The organism is Streptococcus sp. KCJ4932 (assembly GCF_004352745.1).
GTDB classification, from domain to species: domain Bacteria; phylum Bacillota; class Bacilli; order Lactobacillales; family Streptococcaceae; genus Streptococcus; species Streptococcus ruminicola.
Map to the genome: position 1 here is coordinate 60,943 of NZ_SJWW01000002.1, position 18,010 is coordinate 78,952.

The window sequence follows — 18,010 nt, forward strand, 5'->3', positions numbered from 1 at the left end:
TAGCTTGTCATAGTTTTTTGTCGAATAAAAGTAAGCGGTTGCTAAATATTTGTTTTTCTATTGAGACAGAACTATAATATGGTTATGTAGGGATGACTCGCTACAAAAATATTTAATAACTTATGAATTTTCTTGTAATAAGGAGGTTTCTTATGTGTACTGCGATTACTTATACAACTAAGGATAGTTACTTTGGTCGTAATCTTGATTTGGATTTTTCCTACAATGAAACGGTGACTATTTGTCCTAGAACTTACCCATTCTCGTTTAAGCACAAAGGTGAAAATAAAGACCACTATGCCATGATTGGAATGGCAACGGTAGTTGCTGATTACCCACTTTATTACGAAGCAGTTAATGAAAAAGGTTTAGGAATGGCAGGTTTGAATTTCCCTGAAAATGCTGACTATAAAGAAGTGGTAGAAGGAAAAGACAACCTTGCATCTTTTGAATTGATTCCATGGTTCTTATCACAATGTCAATCTGTTGCTGAAGTTAAGAAGCTTTGCCAAAATCTTAACGTCACAAATGAAGCATTTAGTGATGATTTTCAACCAAGTCCCTTGCACTGGTTGATTGCAGACCGTCAAGAAGCTATTGTGTTGGAATCAGTAGCAAGTGGACTCAAGGTCTATGACAATCCAACTGGTGTTTTGACTAATAATCCAACTTTTGATAAACAATTATTTAACTTGAACAATTACCGTCACCTTTCACCAAAAGTTTCCGACAATCTTTTCTCTACAGAAATTGCCTTGGACACTTACAGCCGAGGAATGGGTGGACTTGGTTTGCCTGGTGATTTATCATCTATGTCACGCTATGTTAAAGTGGCATTTACTAAATTAAACTCAGTCGCAGAAGATACTGAAGCATCTAGTGTTAACCAATTCTTCCATATTTTGAAATCCGTTGAACAACAAAAAGGGTTATGTTACGTGGATGAAAGCGGCAAATACGAATACACTATTTACAGTTCATGTATCAATACAGAAAAAGGTATTTATTACTACACAACTTACGATAATTCACAGATTACAGCTGTTGATATGCATAAGGAAAATTTGGATGATAGCAAGTTAGTTACTTATCCATTGATTAAAGATTGGCAAGTGAATTACCAAAATTAAGATCTTGAAAATTTATTACCTAAATTCCCTTCCTTTTTTCGAAAAATATGCTATAATGAAATGTAAAACATTTTTTGGCAAAAAGCCCATAGAAAGAAGAAAATGGATTTAAAAAATTATATCGCTACAATTGAAAACTATCCTAAAGAAGGAGTCACTTTCCGTGATATTTCTCCTTTGATGGCAGATGGAAATGCTTATAGCTATGCTGTTCGCGAAATTGTACAGTATGCTACTGACAAGAAGATCGACATGATTGTTGGTCCAGAGGCACGCGGATTTATCGTCGGATGCCCAGTTGCATTTGAACTTGGAATTGGTTTCGCACCAGTTCGTAAACCTGGTAAATTACCACGTGAAGTAATCTCAGCTGATTACGAAAAAGAGTACGGCATTGATACACTATGTATGCATGCTGATGCTATCAAACCTGGACAACGTGTCCTTATCGTTGATGACCTTTTGGCAACAGGTGGTACTGTGAAAGCTACTATCGAAATGGTAGAACGCCTTGGTGGTATCGTTGCTGGATGTGCTTTCCTTGTTGAATTGGACGGATTGAACGGACGTAAAGCACTTGAAGGTTATGATACGAAAGTCTTAATGAATTTCCCAGGATAATTATAGCTAAAAACTATAACTACCTAAAGAAATTATATAATTGAAAACTATATCTCCATCTTTTATAATATTACTTAAATATAATATTATAGAGTGGAGATATTTTCATGCCAATAAAACTTGATAAAGAATTACCGGCCTTAGACATTTTGCGCAAAGAGAATGTCTTCATCATGGATAATAAACGAGCAAAGCATCAAGATATTAGACCGATGGATTTTCTCATCGTTAACTTGATGCCAACAAAAGAAGTGACAGAGACACAACTCTTGCGTTTGCTAGCCAATACGCCTTTGCAGATTAATGTTGAATTCCTCTATATGACTAGTCACGAGTCAAAAAATACAACGGCTGAGCATTTAGAAACCTTCTATAAAACTTTTGCGGATGTTAAACACAAGTATTATGATGGGTTGATTATCACGGGTGCTCCAGTTGAAACCTTGGCTTATGAGGAAGTGGATTATTGGGATGAATTGTGCCAAATCTTTGATTGGGCAAAATCTCATGTCTATTCAACCTTGCACTTGTGTTGGGGAGCGCAAGCTGGGCTCTACTACAAATATGGTATTAAGAAGGTTTTGCTAGAGGAAAAATTATCAGGCATCTTTTCTCAAAATGTCAAACAACCTTCTAATCCGATTGTCCGTGGGTTTGATGACTGCTTTATGGCGCCGCATTCTAGATATACAGAAGTTCGTCATGAAGATGTTGCTAAGGTTGATCGATTAGAAGTAATTGCTGAAGGTCCCACAGTTGGTTTGTCTATCGTAGCTAGTAAAGATTTGCGCGAAGTTTATAGCTTTGGACATTTGGAATATGACCGTGAAACTTTGGATCGTGAGTACAAGCGTGATGTTAAAGTTGGAAAAAATCCTAATGTGCCTGCGCATTATTACGTCAATGACGATCCTGAGCAAGATGTTCCGATGAAGTGGAACTTAGCGGCAACAACTTTCTTTAGTAATTGGATTAATTATGCTGTTTACCAAGAGACGCCTTATCAGTTGGAGCAATTGGAAAAAGAACCATCTTTTTACGGTTACTTGTGATGAGATGATTGTCGGTCAAATCTTGCTTTATCTTTGTCAGGTTCAGTTTTAAATGTGATGATTTTTTAGGAATATATTATGAGTTATTTGGAAAATTATAAATCAGGCAATCTTGTATTGCCGAGTGCTCTTCTCTTTCATTACAAAGACATTTTTAAACGTGCAGATGATTTTTTGATTTGGCAGTTTATTTATCTCCAAAACACGACTAAGATGGATGATTTGGCACCTAGTCAAATTGCTAGCGCGCTGAATAAAACAGTGGCAGAAGTTAACCGCTCGATTTCTGATTTGACTGCTCAAGGTTTACTTGATATGAAGACTATTGAACTTGGTAGTGAAATCGAAGTGATTTTTGATGCTAGTCCTGTTTTAGCCCTTTTGGATAAATTAGTATCTGAACCAAAACAAGTTCCTGAAAAACAAGATGTAAATCCTGTGAAAGAACTTGTCGAAGATTTTGAACGTGAGCTAGGTCGTATGCTAAGTCCATTTGAATTGGAAGATTTGCAAAAAACTATTCGTGAGGATAAAACGGATCCAGACCTAGTGCGCGCAGCGCTTCGTGAAGCTGTGTTTAACGGCAAGACAAACTGGAATTACATCAATGCCATTTTGCGAAATTGGCGTCGTGAAGGCATTACAACTATGCGTCAAGTTGAGGAACGTCGCAAAGAGCATGAAGATTCAAAAGCAGGTAAAGTCAATGTGTCAGATGACTTTTTGGCTGCAATGGATTTGTGGAGTGACTAATGAGAGTTGGACGTGAGCGTTTAAAGAAAATCTTAGCTATTATTGGTGATATGTATCCAGAAGCGCGTGGCGAGTTGGAATGGGAGACGCCATTTCAACTGCTTATCGCGGTGATTTTGTCTGCTCAAACGACGGATAAAGCAGTGAATAAGGTGACTCCAAATCTTTGGAAACATTACCCAGAAATCGAGGCTTTGGCTAAGGCAAATTTGGCTGATGTTGAGGAGTGTTTGCGAACTATTGGACTTTATAAGAACAAAGCTCGAAACATTATTAAGACGGCAAGAGCGATTTTACAAGACTTCGACGGGCAAGTTCCTAAGACCCACAAGGAGTTAGAAACCTTGCCAGGAGTGGGACGAAAAACGGCTAATGTTGTGTTAGCAGAAGTTTACGGTATCCCATCGATTGCTGTGGATACGCATGTGTCACGCATTGCTAAGCGCCTGAATATTTCTGCACCAGATGCTGATGTTAAAGAAATCGAAGAAGATTTGATGAAAAAAATTCCAAAGAAAGATTGGATTTTGACACATCATCGCTTGATTTTCTTTGGACGCTATCATTGCTTAGCTAAAAAGCCTAAATGTGATATTTGCCCAGTTCAAGCTTATTGCAAATATTATAAAGAAAATGTGAAAACTAACTAAGCAGCTCACTTGAGTTGCTTTTGTTATGTTTTTGTAAGGAGAAGTTGTTTTTGATATAATTAAAAAGAATGATATTTTAGAAGGAAGAATTATGCAAACAGTATTATCTAAGCGCTTAGCTGCCGTAGCAGAATTTGTACCGCAAGGAGCACGCTTACTGGATGTCGGAAGTGACCATGCTTACTTACCGATTGCCTTGATGGAAGAGGGAAAAATTGATTTTGCCATTGCTGGTGAAGTTGTCAAAGGTCCATATGAATCGGCAGTTCATAATGTTGCTGGCGCTGGTTTGGCAGATAAAATCGTTGTGCGTTTGGCAGATGGTTTGGCAGCCTTTGAAGCATCAGACCAAGTAACAACGATTACGATTTGTGGTATGGGCGGCGGCTTGATTGCTGATATTTTGGCGGCAGGAGTTGAAAAATTAGCAAGTGTAGACCGCCTCATCTTGCAACCTAATAATCGTGAAGATGAGCTTCGTGCTTGGTTGATGAACAATGGCTTCAAACTTGTTACTGAAGAAATCATGACAGAAAATGATAAATTTTATGAAATCATGGTCGTTGAACACGGTCAAATGACTTTGTCAGAGACAGACCTACGCTTTGGTCCTTTCTTGAACCAAGAAAAATCAACTGCCTTCAAAGCACGTTGGCAACGAGAATTGAAAAAATTAGAAATCGCTTTGCCTCACGTTCCAGAAAATCGTGTCGATGACCGCGCAGCTATTTCACAAAAAATGACAGCTATCAAGGAGGCTATCAATGAAAGCAAGTGAAATCATTGAACGCTACGAAGCATACTGTCCACGTGAGCTTTCTATGGAAGGAGATATTTCTGGTCTCCAAATTGGAACTCTTGATAAAGAAGTTAGTTGTGTCATGATTGCTCTTGATGTGCGTGAAACGACAGTGGCAGAAGCAATCGAGAAAAATGTTGACTTGATTATCGTTAAGCATGCTCCCATTTTTCGTCCACTAAAAGACCTTGTGGCGACTCCCCAAAATCAGATTTACCTTGACTTGGTAAAACATGATATCGCCGTATACGTGAGTCACACAAATATCGATATTGTGCCAGATGGTTTAAATGATTGGTTCTGTGAGCTGTTAGACATTACTGATACAGAGATTTTAAGTCCTACGGCTGATGGTTACGGGATTGGTCGAGTTGGAATGATTGAGGAGCAAACTTTTTCAGAATTTGCTCTTAAGGTTAAAGAAAAATTCAACTTAGATAGTGTTCGTTTGGTCGCATATGGAAACCAAGATAAGCTCATTAATCGTGTGGCTATTTGTGGTGGTAGTGGTCAAAGTTTTTATCGTGAAGCAATGGCAAAAGGGGCACAAGTCTACATTACTGGTGATATTTACTATCATACTGCTCAAGAAATGATTACAAATGGCATGTTAGCAATTGATCCGGGGCATCATATTGAAGTGCTCATGGTAGATAAACTACTTGAAAAATTCAATGATTGGAAAAATGACAATCATTGGTCAGTAGATTTCATTGCCAGTGAGGCAGAAACAAATCCGTTTTATCATTTATAAATAATTACTGACATTTGTCAGTAATTTTCGTTAAAAGCTTGTAAAATTAGGAAATTTAGTGACAGCATTTGCAAAAAATGATAGAATAGTTCTGATAATTGATAATTTATTAATAAAGAGGGAGACCTAACTATGAAAGGTATTATTCTTGCAGGAGGTTCAGGAACACGTTTGTATCCTTTGACTCGTGCGGCTTCAAAACAACTTATGCCAGTGTATGATAAACCAATGATTTATTATCCACTATCAACATTGATGTTGGCTGGTATTCGAGACATCTTAATTATCTCAACACCAACTGATATTCATCGTTTTGAAGAACTACTTGGCGATGGTTCAGAATTTGGTATTTCACTTTCTTACGCTGTACAACCAAGTCCAGATGGATTGGCACAAGCCTTTATCATCGGTGAAGAATTTATCGGAGATGACAATGTTGCTCTTGTATTAGGAGACAACATTTACCATGGAGCAGGTCTAAGTAAAATGCTTCAAAAAGCAGCAAGCAAAGAAAAAGGTGCTACTGTCTTTGGTTACCAAGTAAAAGACCCAGAACGTTTTGGTGTTGTTGAGTTTGATGAAGATTTCAACGCTATCTCAATAGAAGAAAAACCAGAACATCCAAAATCACACTATGCTGTAACAGGTCTTTACTTCTACGATAACGATGTTGTGGAAATTGCTAAGAACATCAAACCAAGTGCACGTGGCGAACTTGAAATCACAGATGTTAACAAAGCCTATCTTGAACGTGGCGACCTTTCTGTAGAAGTTATGGGACGTGGCTTTGCATGGCTTGATACAGGAACACACGAAAGCCTTCTTGAAGCAGCTCAATACATCGAAACAGTGCAACGTATGCAAAACCTTCAAGTGGCAAACTTGGAAGAAATCGCATACCGCATGGGTTACATCACAAAAGAAGATGTTTACAACCTTGCACAACCACTTAAGAAAAACGAATACGGAAAATACTTGCTCCGTTTGATTGGAGAAGACTAATGACAGAACAGTTTTTTGGTAAAGAATTAGCAGCACGTAAAATTGAAGCCATCCCAGGAATGATCGAATTTGATATTCCTGTTCACGGTGACAACCGCGGATGGTTTAAAGAAAACTTCCAAAAAGAAAAAATGCTTCCTCTTGGTTTCCCAGAATCATTCTTTGCAGAAGGAAAATTACAAAATAACGTTAGCTTTTCACATAAAAACGTTTTGCGTGGACTTCACGCAGAACCATGGGATAAATACATCTCAGTTGCTGACGAAGGTAAAGTCCTAGGTTCATGGGTTGACTTACGTGAAGGTGACAGCTTTGGTCATGTTTACCAAACAGTTATCGATGCTTCAAAAGGTATCTTTGTACCACGTGGTGTCGCTAACGGTTTCCAAGTATTGTCTGATAAAGTATCATACAGCTACTTGGTTAACGACTACTGGGCACTTGAACTTAAACCAAAATACGCTTTTGTAAACTACGCTGATCCAACTCTTGGAATCAAATGGGAAAACTTGGAAGCAGCAGAAGTTTCTGAAGCAGATAAAAATCACCCAATGCTTAAAGATGTTAAACCATTAAGCAAAAAAGATTTGTAATAAAAATAAAAAATTAATCAGAAAGGAGTGTTCAGTTTTAAGAAACTGAACACGGGACTAAATCTCTAAGAAAAAAGATAAATCTTCCTAGACGCTAGTCGTCTGCGTCAGATTTCCTATTTTTCTATGAGATTTTTCGCGAGCGAAATGTCCCTTTGTATCTTAAATTATGTCTGAATACAAAAATATCATTGTAACCGGTGGTGCAGGTTTCATCGGTTCAAACTTCGTACACTATGTTTACAATAACCACCCAGATGTACACGTTACCGTTCTTGATAAATTAACATACGCTGGTAACCGTGCAAACTTAGAAGAAATCCTTGGTGACCGTGTTGAGTTGGTTGTTGGTGATATCGCTGACGCAGAATTGGTTGACAAATTGGCTGCTAAAGCTGATGCAATCGTTCACTACGCTGCAGAAAGCCACAACGATAACTCACTAAAAGATCCAAGTCCATTCATCCAAACAAACTTTGTTGGTACATACACACTTTTGGAAGCAGCTCGTAAATACGATATCCGTTTTCACCACGTATCAACTGACGAAGTTTACGGAGACCTTCCACTTCGTGAAGACCTTCCAGGACATGGTGAAGGTCCAGGTGAAAAATTTACTGCTGAAACTAAATACAACCCAAGTTCACCATACTCATCAACAAAAGCAGCATCAGATTTGATCGTTAAAGCTTGGGTACGTTCATTTGGCGTTAAAGCAACTATCTCTAACTGCTCTAACAACTATGGACCATACCAACACATCGAAAAATTCATTCCTCGTCAAATCACAAACATCTTGTCAGGAATTAAACCAAAACTTTACGGTGATGGTAAAAACGTTCGTGACTGGATTCACACAAACGACCACTCAACTGGTGTTTGGGCAATCTTGACAAAAGGACGTATCGGTGAAACTTACCTTATCGGTGCAGATGGCGAAAAGAACAACAAAGAAGTTCTTGAACTTATCCTTGAAAAAATGGGTCAACCAAAAGATGCCTACGATCACGTAACAGACCGTGCAGGTCACGATCTTCGTTACGCTATCGACTCAACTAAACTTCGTGAAGAACTTGGTTGGGAACCAAAATATACTAACTTTGAAGAAGGACTTGAAGCAACAATCAAATGGTATACAGATAACCAAGATTGGTGGAAAGCTGAAAAAGAAGCTGTTGAAGCTAACTACGCTAAAACACAAAAAGTTCTTGATAAATAATTTAAAAAGCCTATCGTATCAAGCCACGCTTGCTGCGGGGCTTTTTTTATCTTTTGAGAAAAAAGTAAAGCTAAGATAGGGTTAATTGAAAAATATCTATAAAAACCTAGAATTATTTTACAAGTTATGCTTTGATTCAAGAATTGTGTTTGGTTTTCTGGTACAATAGAAGAAAACGAGAAAGAAGAGAAAGATGACGAAGTTAGCGACGATTTGTTATATTGATAACGGTGAGGCACTATTGCTTTTGCATCGTAATAAAAAGCCTAATGATGTTCATGAGGGAAAATGGATTTCGGTTGGTGGTAAACTTGAAGCGGGTGAAACGCCTGATGAATGTGCCAAACGTGAAATTTTTGAAGAAACGCATTTTACGGTTAAGGAAATGGATTTTAAAGGTGTGATTACTTTCCCTGAATTTACGCCTGGTCACGATTGGTATACCTACGTCTTTAAGGTGACAGATTTTGAAGGTGAATTAATCTCTGACGAAGAATCACGTGAGGGTACTCTTGAGTGGGTTCCTTATGATAAGGTGCTATCAAAACCAACTTGGGAAGGTGACTATGAAATCTTTAAGTGGATTTTAGATGATGTGCCATTCTTCTCAGCTAAGTTTACTTATGATGACAAGCAACGCTTAGTAGATAAGAGTGTTACTTTTTATGGCGATAAGTAGTCCTTATTGAAGTTGTCTAAAGAGAGGAGTTTTTATGGATCGTCATCAAGAAAAGAAATTTACGGAGTCTTGGTTTTTTAAATGGGTTTTAAACAGTCAAGCTACTGTGGCAGTTATGGTCACTTTTCTTGTCTTTTTGACCCTTTATTTGTTCACTAAGATTTCATTTCTATTTAAACCTGTTCTGTCTTTTTTAGCCATCATCATGCTTCCTTTGGTGATTTCGGCAATTCTTTACTACCTGATTAAGCCTTTGGTTGGATTGATTGAACGACGTGGTGTTAATCGAACGGCTTCAATTTTCATTGTTTATGCTGTTATTGTGGCTTTACTCATTTGGGCTGTTGCAAGTTTTATTCCCATGATTGAAGGGCAATTAACCTCATTTGTTGAGAATTTGCCTGCTTATGTTAAAAGTGTTAACGTCGAAAGCTCTAAGCTTTTGAAGAGTCCTTGGTTGGCTAATTATCAGTCAGAATTGCAAGATATGCTAGCTAATATCAGTGATAAAGCTGTTGATTATGCGGAAAGCTTTTCTAAGAATGCAATTGACTGGGCATCAAGCTTTGCTAGCGCCATTGCTCGCGTGACCTTAGCTATCATTATGTCACCGTTCATTCTCTTTTATTTCTTAAGAGATAGTCATAAGATGAAAGAGGGGTTAATTAAGGCACTTCCGACTAGAATGCGTCGTCCAACGTCACGTATTCTTGGAGATATCAACAAGCAGCTTGCTGGTTATGTTCAAGGTCAAGTAACCGTTGCGATTGTTGTTGGAATCATGTTCACAATCTTCTTTAATATGATTGGTTTGCGTTATGCGGCAACTTTTGGTATTATTGCAGGGTTCCTTAATATGATTCCATATCTTGGTAGTTTCTTAGCTATGGTTCCGGTTGTGATTATGGGGATTGTTCAAGGACCAATTATGCTGATTAAGGTTCTTGTGACCTTCGTGGTTGAACAAACGATTGAAGGGCGTTTTGTAGCACCTTTGGTTTTGGGAAGCAAGCTAAGCATCCATCCGATTACCATTATGTTTATTTTGCTAACGTCTGGCTCAATGTTTGGTATTTGGGGAGTGTTCCTTGGAATTCCGGTTTATGCCTCTATCAAGGTGGTTGTTAAAGAAATTTTTGACTGGTACAAAGCTGTCAGTGGTTTATATGAAGAAGAGTTAATTGTAGAAGAAGGAGAAGAAGAATCAAAAGATGTTAAATAGTGAAAAAATGGTTGCCTCAATTCAGAGTCAAGATTTAGAGCACGCTAATAAATATTTTAAACGAGCTTTGAAAGAAGACGATGCTGAGACTCTTTTGGAATTAGCAGAGTATCTTGAGAGCATTGGTTTCTTGCCACAAGCAAAAGAAATTTATTTGCAAGAACGTGAAGATTATCCTGAAGTTAATATCAACTTAGCTCAGATTGCGACTGAAGATGGTGACATCGAAGGTGCTTTCTTGTATCTTGATGCTATTTCGCCTGAGAGCGATGCTTATTTGTCTGCTTTGCTTGTTATGGCAGATATCTATGAAATGGAAGGGCTAGCTGACGTTGCGCGTGAAAAACTTCTCCAAGCGAGTCAGATTAGTGATGAACCTTTGGTTATTTTTGGTTTGGCTGAAATCGAAATGGAACTTGGTAATTACAATCAAGCTATCAAAGAATACGCTAAGCTAGATAATCGAGATATTCTTGAACTAACTGGTGTGTCAACTTATCAACGTATCGGTCGTGCTTATGCCAGTCTCGGAAAATTTGAAGCAGCTATCGAGTTTCTTGAAAAAGCTGTTGAGATTGAATACGATGACAATACAATCTTTGAATTAGCGACAATTTTGTATGATCAAGATGAATACCAAAAAGCAAATATTTACTTCAAACAATTGGAGACAATGAATCCTGACTTTGAAGGGTATGAGTATGTTTACGCACAATCTCTTCATGAAGAAAATAAAACTGAAGAAGCACTTCGTTTGGTGCAAAAAGGTTTGGCTAAAAATGAATTTGATACCAATCTTTTGCTCGCAGCATCACAATTTTCATATGAATTACACGATACCAAACAAGCCGAAAGCTATCTTTTGAAAGCTAAAGACGTAGCGGTTGACGATGAAGATGTTTTGATGCGTTTGACTAACTTGTACTTAGAAGAAGAACGCTATGACGATGTTGTTGCCCTTAATCGTGACAACATTGATAATGTCCTTACTAAATGGAACATTGCCAAAGCCTATCAAGCGCTTGAAGCTGATAAAAAAGCCCTCAAGATTTATGATGATTTGGCAACGGATTTGGCAGATAATCCAGAATTCTTGCAAGACTATGCTTATATTTTGCGCGAATTTGGTTATACAGATCGTGCCAAAGATGTGGCTAAACGTTACTTAACCATGGTTCCAGATGATGTCAATATGGTGGAATTTTTAAATGAAGATGAATTTTAAGAGTCTTTTGGCTAGTAACCTGATAACGGTTATTATCATTTTTGTTTTGCTATCATTCTTTGATCAAAGTGGTGAACCACTTCGCAATATTCTTGTGGTATTTGGTGGTTTTATCTTGATGACCATCTATGATTTTGTTAGAACAAGACGAAAAAAATAGAGTAAAAAGCGCGACAATTTCGTCGTGTTTTTTCTTGTAATTTTCAAGAATGTTTTCAATCTTACTTTAGAAAGATAAATAAAAATTTCACAAGCGAAATTTCACAAACTTTTCGTAAAACTATGGTATAATTGATTCATATTTGTGAAAAAATAAAAATTTGTGATTTAGATTTGACTAATTTTATCGCCAGATTTTCTTGAAATTGTGATGTATTGGAACTTTAAAATCTGTTCTTAATTAGTCATCTAAAGACATATAGGAGATAAAATGACTGAACAAAAGCAATATGGGGCTGATCTTGTTGTAGATAGCCTTATTAATCATGACGTCGAATACGTTTTTGGTATTCCGGGCGCAAAAATTGACCGTGTTTTCGATACACTTGAAGACAAAGGTCCAAAATTGATTGTTGCACGTCATGAGCAAAATGCAGCCTTTATGGCGCAAGGTATCGGACGTATCACAGGTAATCCAGGTGTTGTAATTACAACAAGTGGTCCTGGTGTGTCAAACTTAGCAACTGGTCTTGTAACGGCGACTGATGAAGGTGACCCAGTTCTTGCCATCTCAGGACAAGTAAAACGTTGTGACTTGTTGAAACGTTCACACCAATCAATGAAAAACGTTGCGATGATGGAACCAGTAACGAAGTCAGCTGTTGAAGTGCATGACCCAAATACACTTTCTGAAATCATCGCCAATGCCTACCGTGTAGCTAAATCAGGTCGACGCGGCGCAAGCTTTATCTCAATTCCGCAAGACGTTACGGATAGTTTAGTATCTGTAAAAGCTATTAAGCCACTAACTGACCCTAAACTTGGTTCAGCATCTGTTGATGACGTGAACTATCTTGCTCAAGCGATTCGCAATGCTGAGTTGCCAGTTTTACTTTTGGGAAATGGTGCTTCAACACGTGCGGTCACAAAATCAATTCGTAAATTGCTTGAAGCTGTTAAATTGCCAGTTGTTGAAACTTTCCAAGGGGCAGGTATCGTATCACGTGAACTTGAAGAAGACACTTTCTTTGGTCGTGTAGGACTTTTCCGTAACCAACCAGGGGACATGTTGCTTAAAAAAGCTGACCTTGTCATTGCAATTGGTTATGACCCAATTGAATATGAAGCCAGAAACTGGAACGCTGAGATTTCAGCACGTATCATTGTTATTGATGTGGCTCAAGCTGAAGTTGATACTTATTTCCAACCTGAACGTGAATTGATTGGTGATATTGCTGATACGATTGATTTGCTTTTACCAGCAGTTAATGGTTACACTTTGCCAAAAGCATCAGTAGACTACCTTCAAAATCTTAAGAAAAATGTGGTTGAAGATGTGAAATTTGACCGTGACTCAAATCCTGGTGTGGTTCACCCACTTGATGTGATTGATGTTATGCAAGAAAATATCACAGATGATATGACTGTAACTGTTGACGTCGGTAGTCACTACATCTGGATGGCACGTTACTTCAAATCATACGAAGCACGTCACCTACTCTTCTCAAATGGTATGCAAACACTCGGTGTAGCACTTCCTTGGGCAATTTCAGCAGCCCTTGTTCGTCCAAATACAACCGTTATCTCTGTATCTGGTGATGGTGGTTTCCTCTTCTCAGCGCAAGAATTAGAAACTGCAGTTCGTCTTAACTTGCCAATCGTTCACATTATCTGGAATGATGGTAAATACAACATGGTTGAATTCCAAGAAGAGATGAAATACGGTCGTTCTTCAGGTGTTGATTTTGGTCCTGTTGATTTTGTCAAATACGCAGAAAGCTTCGGTGCTAAAGGTTACCGTGTTGATAGCAAAGAAGGTTTTGAAACAACCTTCAAAAAAGCCCTTGCTGAAGCAGAAAACGGACCAGTACTTATCGATATTCCAATCGATTACAAAGATAACATTAAACTTGGTGAAACAATCTTACCAGACGAGTTTTATTAAGCTTGCAATTTAACGAATTTGGCAATAAAATATTAATGACAGTTAATTTTAAATGACGAAAGTGAAGGAGAATATGTCAGAAGCAATTAAACTTTTTCAATATAATACCTTAAGTGCCCTGATGGCTGGTCTTTATGGTGGAACATTAACCATCGGTGAGCTACTAGAGCATGGTGATTTAGGAATCGGGACACTCGATTCTATTGATGGAGAGTTGATTATTCTAGACGGTAAAGCCTATCAAGCTATCGGTTCAAACGGAAAACCTGAAATTGTTGAGGTTTCTGATGATGTCAAAGTTCCTTACGCTGCAGTTGTTCCTCATCAAGCAGAAGTGATTTTTAAACAACGTTTTGAAATGACAGATGCTGAGTTGAAAAAGCGTATCGAGTCATATTATGATGGGGTAAACTTGTTCCGTTCGATTAAGATTAAAGGGACTTTTTCTAACATGCATGTTCGCATGATTCCAAAATCTGCGCCAAATACAAAATTTGCAGAAGTCGCAACACGCCAACCTGAATATTCACGTGAAAATGTCACGGGGACTATTGTGGGTATCTGGACACCTAAGATGTTCCATGGTGTGAGTGTTGCTGGTTATCATTTACACTTTATTTCAGATGATTTAACCTTTGGTGGTCATGTGATGGATTTTGTGATTTCAGAAGGTGTGGTTGAAGTAGGACCTGTTGACCAACTTGATCAACGTTTCCCAGTTCAAGACCGTAAATATCTTTTTGCAAAATTTAACATGGACGAATTGAAAGAAGACATCAAAAAAAGCGAATAAATCGTCTAGTTATCGCATATGAAAAAGGCACATTTCTAAAAACGAGTTTATCTTGTTTTAGTAATGTGTTTTTTTACGGATAAAAATGAGATATAGAGTTGATTTTTACTTATATTTATCCTAAAATAAAAGACGTTGTGCATGTGAATCTTGTATCAAGAATTGATAGAATTATAAGAATTGCATGACGATTTCAAACAAATAACAGGAGAATGTATGGATATTTTTCGAAAGACCCCGATGGCGCAAAAGACAAGTCATCTACAAAGACGCCTGGGGCTTGCTGAACTTATCTTTTTAGGGGTAGGTTCGATTGTTGGGACAGGGATTTTCACGATAACAGGAGTAGGTGCTTCTCAATACGCAGGACCTGCGATTACTATTTCAATTATTATTGCTGCTATCTGTGTAACCATGTCAGCTTTATTCTTTGCAGAATTTTCTTCACGCTTGCCACATTCAGGTGGTGTGTATCGCTATTTGTATACTGTTTTTGGAGAGTACCCAGCTTGGATTGCAGGTTGGTTTATGATGATTGAATTTGCTGGAGCGATTTCAACGGCAGCCTCTGGTTGGGGAGAGTATTTAAAGGCTTTCTTGAAAACTTTCGGTATCAGTTTGCCGACTGCCTTGAGTGGTCCTTTCAATCCTGCTAAAGGAACTTATATTGATATTGTTCCGGTTCTCTTATTGCTTTGTGTGACTGCCCTTGTTGTGTTAGGGGTTCAAACGGTATTAAGATTTAATTCGGTTTTGGTTATTTTTAAATTAGCCGTTTTGATTATCTTTATCGCTCTTGGTTTGACAGCAATCAATACGCAAAACTGGAGTGATTTTGCACCGTTCGGATTTGGTCAAATTTATGGTGGTAAAGTTGGTATCATGGCTGGTGCATCATTGATGTTCTTTGCTTTCCTTGGATTTGAATCTATTTCGATGGCGGCTGATGAAACCAAAGAACCTCAAAAGAAAATTCCACAAGGTATCTTCTTTTCAATTGGATTGACAACTTTGTTGTATGTCTTGGTTACTTTGGTTTTGACAGGAACTGTTCATTATACAAAATTAAATACAGCTGATGTGGTGCCATTTGTTCTACGTAGCATTGGTTTCCCTTTGGTTGGTAATATTGTCTCTGTAGTGGTGATTTTGACACTGGTAACGGTATGTATTTCTATGATGTTTGCCTTGTCACGTGTGATTTACAATGTCAGTTGTGATGGGCTTTTGCCTGAGCAATTCCAAGAATTAACACCAAAGAGCAAAGTACCGAAAAAAGCGACTATTTTTGTTGGGATTGTCACAATGTTCTTCTCAGGGGTCTTTCCTTTGGAAATTCTAGCTTTATTGGTAAATATTGTGACTTTGGCTTATCTTATTTTGCTTGCTTTTGGTGTTATCAAACTTCGTAAAGATTTTGGTGAGCCAAAAGAAGGTGAATTCAGAACACCTTGGGTGCCATTTTTGCCAATATTATCAATTGTGGTTTGCTTTGCTTTGATGACACAATGTAAGCTTGAGACATGGTTTGGCTTTATCATTGCCTTTGTGATTGGAACAATCATTTACTTTGCTTATGGTTACCGTCACTCAAAATTAATCGATAAAACAGAAGAATAAACAAAAAGCATTGGTTTTTAGCCAATGCTTTTTTGCAATTTTAACAGCAACTTATTTCTTATTTTCGATGCGCATGCTATTGATTTTTTCTTCGGTTGGTGTAACGCGAAGTGTTTTTTGACCAGTGTATGTGACAAAACCAGGTTTGGCACCAGTAGGTTTGTTGAGTTTTTTAGCTTCGATCATATCAACTTGGATAAGATTTGATAGGCGAGCTTTTGAGTAATAGGCTGCCAATTCAGCGGCGTCAGTTTTGACTTCGTCGCTTGGATTGAGGTTGTCTTTGATGAGTACGTGACTACCTGGAATGTCCTTGGCGTGGAACCAGAGTTCACCTTTTTTAGCCATTTTGAAAGTTAATTCATCATTTTGCAGGTTGTTGCGTCCGACCATGATGATTGTCTTGCCATCTGAAGCAAGGTATTGTTCTGGTTTTTTACGCTTGTGACGTTTATCGCGCGTGCGGCGTTTGACAAAACCAGTTTCCACCAACTCTTCACGAATGTCTTCGATATCAGAGATAGAAGCGTGGCTTAGAGCTGTCTCGACGCTTTCAAGATAAGTGATTGTGTGTTTTGTTTCTTCGATGAGTCCTGTTAAGTGTTTGACAGCTTCTTTTAGTTTTTGGTATTTTTTGAAATAGCGCTGAGCATTTTGGTTAGGGGTCAAACTTTTATCAAGAGCAATAGTGATTTTTTCATTAGTGTAGTAGTTATCAAGTTCCACTTGGTCTTGGTTGTTTGGCACCATTGAGAGATAAGTGGTTAAGAGTTCGCCTTTTTGGCGGAATTCTTCGGCGTTCTCAGTAGCTGCTAATTCTTTTTCTTGTTTTGCTAGTTTTTTGATGTTTTTATCGAGTTCAGTCTGAACACGGTGAATCAAGTCGCTTGATTGTTGGTTGACGCGATCGCGTTCAGCTTTATCTTGATAGAAAACATCTAGCAACTCTGAAAGGCTGTCAAAAGTTTGACCACTCTTATCAAATGGCACCGCTGCAAATGATTTGTCAGTCATATTTGGCTGGACAGGTCGAGCAAAGAAAGCACGGAACTGTTTGAGTTTGTCATCACTAAGCTGAGCTGCCAAATTTTCAGCGGTATCACGTCCCAAACCTTGGAAGAGTTTTTGAAGATGACGTGGTGCCAAATCCTCAGTTTGTAAGATTTCAAATAATTTTTCATCTGAAACAGTAAAAGGATTTTTAGCATCTGTTTTTGGCGGTGCAATGTAAGTTGAACCAGGCAAGATTGTTCGGTAGCTGTTTTGTGAGAAACCGATATGTTTGATAGATTCGATAATCTTACTTTCAGCCTTATCAATCAAGATGATGTTACTGTGTTTGCCCATGATTTCAACAACCAAGGTAACCTTGATGTTGTCACCAATTTCATTCTTATTTGAAAAGGCAATTTCTAAAACACGGTCATTCTCAATTTGTGTGATGCTTTCAATAACAGCACCTTGAAGGTATTTACGCATAATCATGGTAAAAGTATTAGGTGTTTGAGGGTTTTGAAAGTCTGTTTTAGTAATTTGCAGGCGCCCAAAAACAGGGTGGGCAGAAAGTAACAGTTTATAATTTTTACGGTTATTACGAATGGTTAAAACAAGCTCGTGCTCAAAAGGCTGATTAACTTTTTGAATGCGTCCGTAGAGAAGCTCGTCTTGTAATTCTTTGGTTAAATGGTGTAGGAAAAAACCATCAAATGACATGATTAAAGTTGCCGTAACACTAGCTCATCAAAAGCGATAAGAAGTTTACGACGTCTCCTTTCTAATCTCATGTTTTCAATT

18 protein-coding genes are annotated in these 18,010 nt (G+C 38.0%); 17 read left to right on the top strand and 1 reads right to left on the bottom strand.

What is annotated here, in order from left to right; genetic code table 11:
- The first annotated feature begins 152 nt into the window (after positions 1 to 152).
- From bsh to E0E02_RS01410, 17 genes are all read left to right on the top strand, one after another.
- The gene (gene bsh / locus E0E02_RS01330) at positions 153 to 1,130 is read left to right on the top strand and encodes a choloylglycine hydrolase (protein WP_133017628.1); all 978 of its coding nucleotides are present in this window, start codon (positions 153 to 155) and stop codon (positions 1,128 to 1,130) included.
- 102 nt (positions 1,131 to 1,232) lie between these two features.
- Positions 1,233 to 1,751: an adenine phosphoribosyltransferase gene (locus tag E0E02_RS01335; RefSeq protein WP_004231134.1), complete on the top strand. Its 519-nt coding sequence runs from the start codon at positions 1,233 to 1,235 to the stop codon at positions 1,749 to 1,751.
- A 107-nt stretch (positions 1,752 to 1,858) separates the two neighbouring features.
- Complete coding sequence (gene metA, locus E0E02_RS01340; RefSeq protein ID WP_074559710.1) at positions 1,859 to 2,803, top strand: homoserine O-succinyltransferase; 945 nt, start codon at positions 1,859 to 1,861, stop codon at positions 2,801 to 2,803.
- Between the two features lie 78 nt (positions 2,804 to 2,881).
- Positions 2,882 to 3,556 carry a DnaD domain-containing protein gene (locus E0E02_RS01345; protein WP_074601616.1) on the top strand — a complete coding sequence of 225 codons (675 nt, stop codon included), beginning with the start codon at positions 2,882 to 2,884 and terminating at the stop codon, positions 3,554 to 3,556.
- Entirely contained in the window at positions 3,556 to 4,206 is a 651-nt protein-coding gene (nth, locus tag E0E02_RS01350) for an endonuclease III (RefSeq protein ID WP_133017629.1), read from the top strand. Before E0E02_RS01345 ends, nth begins: the two co-directional genes overlap by 1 nt.
- Positions 4,207 to 4,297: 91 nt before the next feature.
- Positions 4,298 to 4,984, top strand: coding sequence for a tRNA (adenine(22)-N(1))-methyltransferase TrmK (locus tag E0E02_RS01355; protein WP_074563413.1), 687 nt, complete (start codon positions 4,298 to 4,300; stop codon positions 4,982 to 4,984).
- Positions 4,971 to 5,759 carry a Nif3-like dinuclear metal center hexameric protein gene (locus E0E02_RS01360; protein WP_074563414.1) on the top strand — a complete coding sequence of 263 codons (789 nt, stop codon included), beginning with the start codon at positions 4,971 to 4,973 and terminating at the stop codon, positions 5,757 to 5,759. The genes E0E02_RS01355 and E0E02_RS01360 overlap by 14 nt, the downstream gene beginning before the upstream one ends.
- A gap of 132 nt (positions 5,760 to 5,891) precedes the next feature.
- On the top strand, positions 5,892 to 6,761 hold the full coding sequence (gene rfbA / locus E0E02_RS01365) for a glucose-1-phosphate thymidylyltransferase RfbA (protein WP_074482010.1): 870 nt from the start codon (positions 5,892 to 5,894) through the stop codon (positions 6,759 to 6,761).
- Complete coding sequence (locus E0E02_RS01370) at positions 6,761 to 7,354, top strand: dTDP-4-dehydrorhamnose 3,5-epimerase family protein (protein WP_074563416.1); 594 nt, start codon at positions 6,761 to 6,763, stop codon at positions 7,352 to 7,354. Before rfbA ends, E0E02_RS01370 begins: the two co-directional genes overlap by 1 nt.
- A 169-nt stretch (positions 7,355 to 7,523) precedes the next feature.
- Positions 7,524 to 8,573 carry a dTDP-glucose 4,6-dehydratase gene (gene rfbB, locus E0E02_RS01375; protein ID WP_006532368.1) on the top strand — a complete coding sequence of 350 codons (1,050 nt, stop codon included), beginning with the start codon at positions 7,524 to 7,526 and terminating at the stop codon, positions 8,571 to 8,573.
- 193 nt (positions 8,574 to 8,766) lie between these two features.
- Positions 8,767 to 9,252 carry an 8-oxo-dGTP diphosphatase gene (locus E0E02_RS01380; protein WP_074563417.1) on the top strand — a complete coding sequence of 162 codons (486 nt, stop codon included), beginning with the start codon at positions 8,767 to 8,769 and terminating at the stop codon, positions 9,250 to 9,252.
- Positions 9,253 to 9,286: 34 nt separating this feature from the next.
- Complete coding sequence (locus E0E02_RS01385; protein ID WP_133017630.1) at positions 9,287 to 10,474, top strand: AI-2E family transporter; 1,188 nt, start codon at positions 9,287 to 9,289, stop codon at positions 10,472 to 10,474.
- Positions 10,464 to 11,699 (top strand): CDC27 family protein, encoded by a 1,236-nt coding sequence (locus E0E02_RS01390; protein WP_074563420.1) that lies wholly within the window; start codon positions 10,464 to 10,466, stop codon positions 11,697 to 11,699. Before E0E02_RS01385 ends, E0E02_RS01390 begins: the two co-directional genes overlap by 11 nt.
- Positions 11,683 to 11,859 (top strand): hypothetical protein, encoded by a 177-nt coding sequence (locus E0E02_RS01395; protein ID WP_006532428.1) that lies wholly within the window; start codon positions 11,683 to 11,685, stop codon positions 11,857 to 11,859. The genes E0E02_RS01390 and E0E02_RS01395 overlap by 17 nt, the downstream gene beginning before the upstream one ends.
- 270 nt (positions 11,860 to 12,129) lie before the next feature.
- A complete protein-coding gene (alsS, locus tag E0E02_RS01400) occupies positions 12,130 to 13,803 on the top strand; it encodes an acetolactate synthase AlsS (protein ID WP_133017631.1) in 1,674 nt (557 codons plus the stop codon).
- A gap of 73 nt (positions 13,804 to 13,876) precedes the next feature.
- Positions 13,877 to 14,596 (top strand): acetolactate decarboxylase, encoded by a 720-nt coding sequence (gene budA / locus E0E02_RS01405; protein WP_039697121.1) that lies wholly within the window; start codon positions 13,877 to 13,879, stop codon positions 14,594 to 14,596.
- A 216-nt stretch (positions 14,597 to 14,812) separates the two neighbouring features.
- A complete protein-coding gene (locus E0E02_RS01410) occupies positions 14,813 to 16,216 on the top strand; it encodes an amino acid permease (RefSeq protein WP_074563424.1) in 1,404 nt (467 codons plus the stop codon).
- Positions 16,217 to 16,267: 51 nt separating this feature from the next.
- Here the strand turns inward: E0E02_RS01410 and E0E02_RS01415 are convergent, their stop codons facing one another.
- Positions 16,268 to 17,929, bottom strand: coding sequence for an NFACT RNA binding domain-containing protein (locus E0E02_RS01415; RefSeq protein WP_074563425.1), 1,662 nt, complete (start codon positions 17,927 to 17,929; stop codon positions 16,268 to 16,270).
- Positions 17,930 to 18,010 lie beyond the last annotated feature (81 nt).

Excerpts from the sequence above, each read along its gene's own strand:
- bsh (WP_133017628.1), top strand. The coding sequence starts at position 153 with ATGTGTACTGCGATTACTTATACAACTAAGGATAGTTACTTTGGTCGT.
- E0E02_RS01335 (WP_004231134.1), top strand. The coding sequence starts at position 1,233 with ATGGATTTAAAAAATTATATCGCTACAATTGAAAACTATCCTAAAGAA.
- metA (WP_074559710.1), top strand. The coding sequence starts at position 1,859 with ATGCCAATAAAACTTGATAAAGAATTACCGGCCTTAGACATTTTGCGC.
- E0E02_RS01345 (WP_074601616.1), top strand. The coding sequence starts at position 2,882 with ATGAGTTATTTGGAAAATTATAAATCAGGCAATCTTGTATTGCCGAGT.
- nth (WP_133017629.1), top strand. The coding sequence starts at position 3,556 with ATGAGAGTTGGACGTGAGCGTTTAAAGAAAATCTTAGCTATTATTGGT.
- E0E02_RS01355 (WP_074563413.1), top strand. The coding sequence starts at position 4,298 with ATGCAAACAGTATTATCTAAGCGCTTAGCTGCCGTAGCAGAATTTGTA.
- E0E02_RS01360 (WP_074563414.1), top strand. The coding sequence starts at position 4,971 with ATGAAAGCAAGTGAAATCATTGAACGCTACGAAGCATACTGTCCACGT.
- rfbA (WP_074482010.1), top strand. The coding sequence starts at position 5,892 with ATGAAAGGTATTATTCTTGCAGGAGGTTCAGGAACACGTTTGTATCCT.
- E0E02_RS01370 (WP_074563416.1), top strand. The coding sequence starts at position 6,761 with ATGACAGAACAGTTTTTTGGTAAAGAATTAGCAGCACGTAAAATTGAA.
- rfbB (WP_006532368.1), top strand. The coding sequence starts at position 7,524 with ATGTCTGAATACAAAAATATCATTGTAACCGGTGGTGCAGGTTTCATC.
- E0E02_RS01380 (WP_074563417.1), top strand. The coding sequence starts at position 8,767 with ATGACGAAGTTAGCGACGATTTGTTATATTGATAACGGTGAGGCACTA.
- E0E02_RS01385 (WP_133017630.1), top strand. The coding sequence starts at position 9,287 with ATGGATCGTCATCAAGAAAAGAAATTTACGGAGTCTTGGTTTTTTAAA.
- E0E02_RS01390 (WP_074563420.1), top strand. The coding sequence starts at position 10,464 with ATGTTAAATAGTGAAAAAATGGTTGCCTCAATTCAGAGTCAAGATTTA.
- E0E02_RS01395 (WP_006532428.1), top strand. The coding sequence starts at position 11,683 with ATGAAGATGAATTTTAAGAGTCTTTTGGCTAGTAACCTGATAACGGTT.
- alsS (WP_133017631.1), top strand. The coding sequence starts at position 12,130 with ATGACTGAACAAAAGCAATATGGGGCTGATCTTGTTGTAGATAGCCTT.
- budA (WP_039697121.1), top strand. The coding sequence starts at position 13,877 with ATGTCAGAAGCAATTAAACTTTTTCAATATAATACCTTAAGTGCCCTG.
- E0E02_RS01410 (WP_074563424.1), top strand. The coding sequence starts at position 14,813 with ATGGATATTTTTCGAAAGACCCCGATGGCGCAAAAGACAAGTCATCTA.
- E0E02_RS01415 (WP_074563425.1), bottom strand. The coding sequence starts at position 17,929 with ATGTCATTTGATGGTTTTTTCCTACACCATTTAACCAAAGAATTACAA.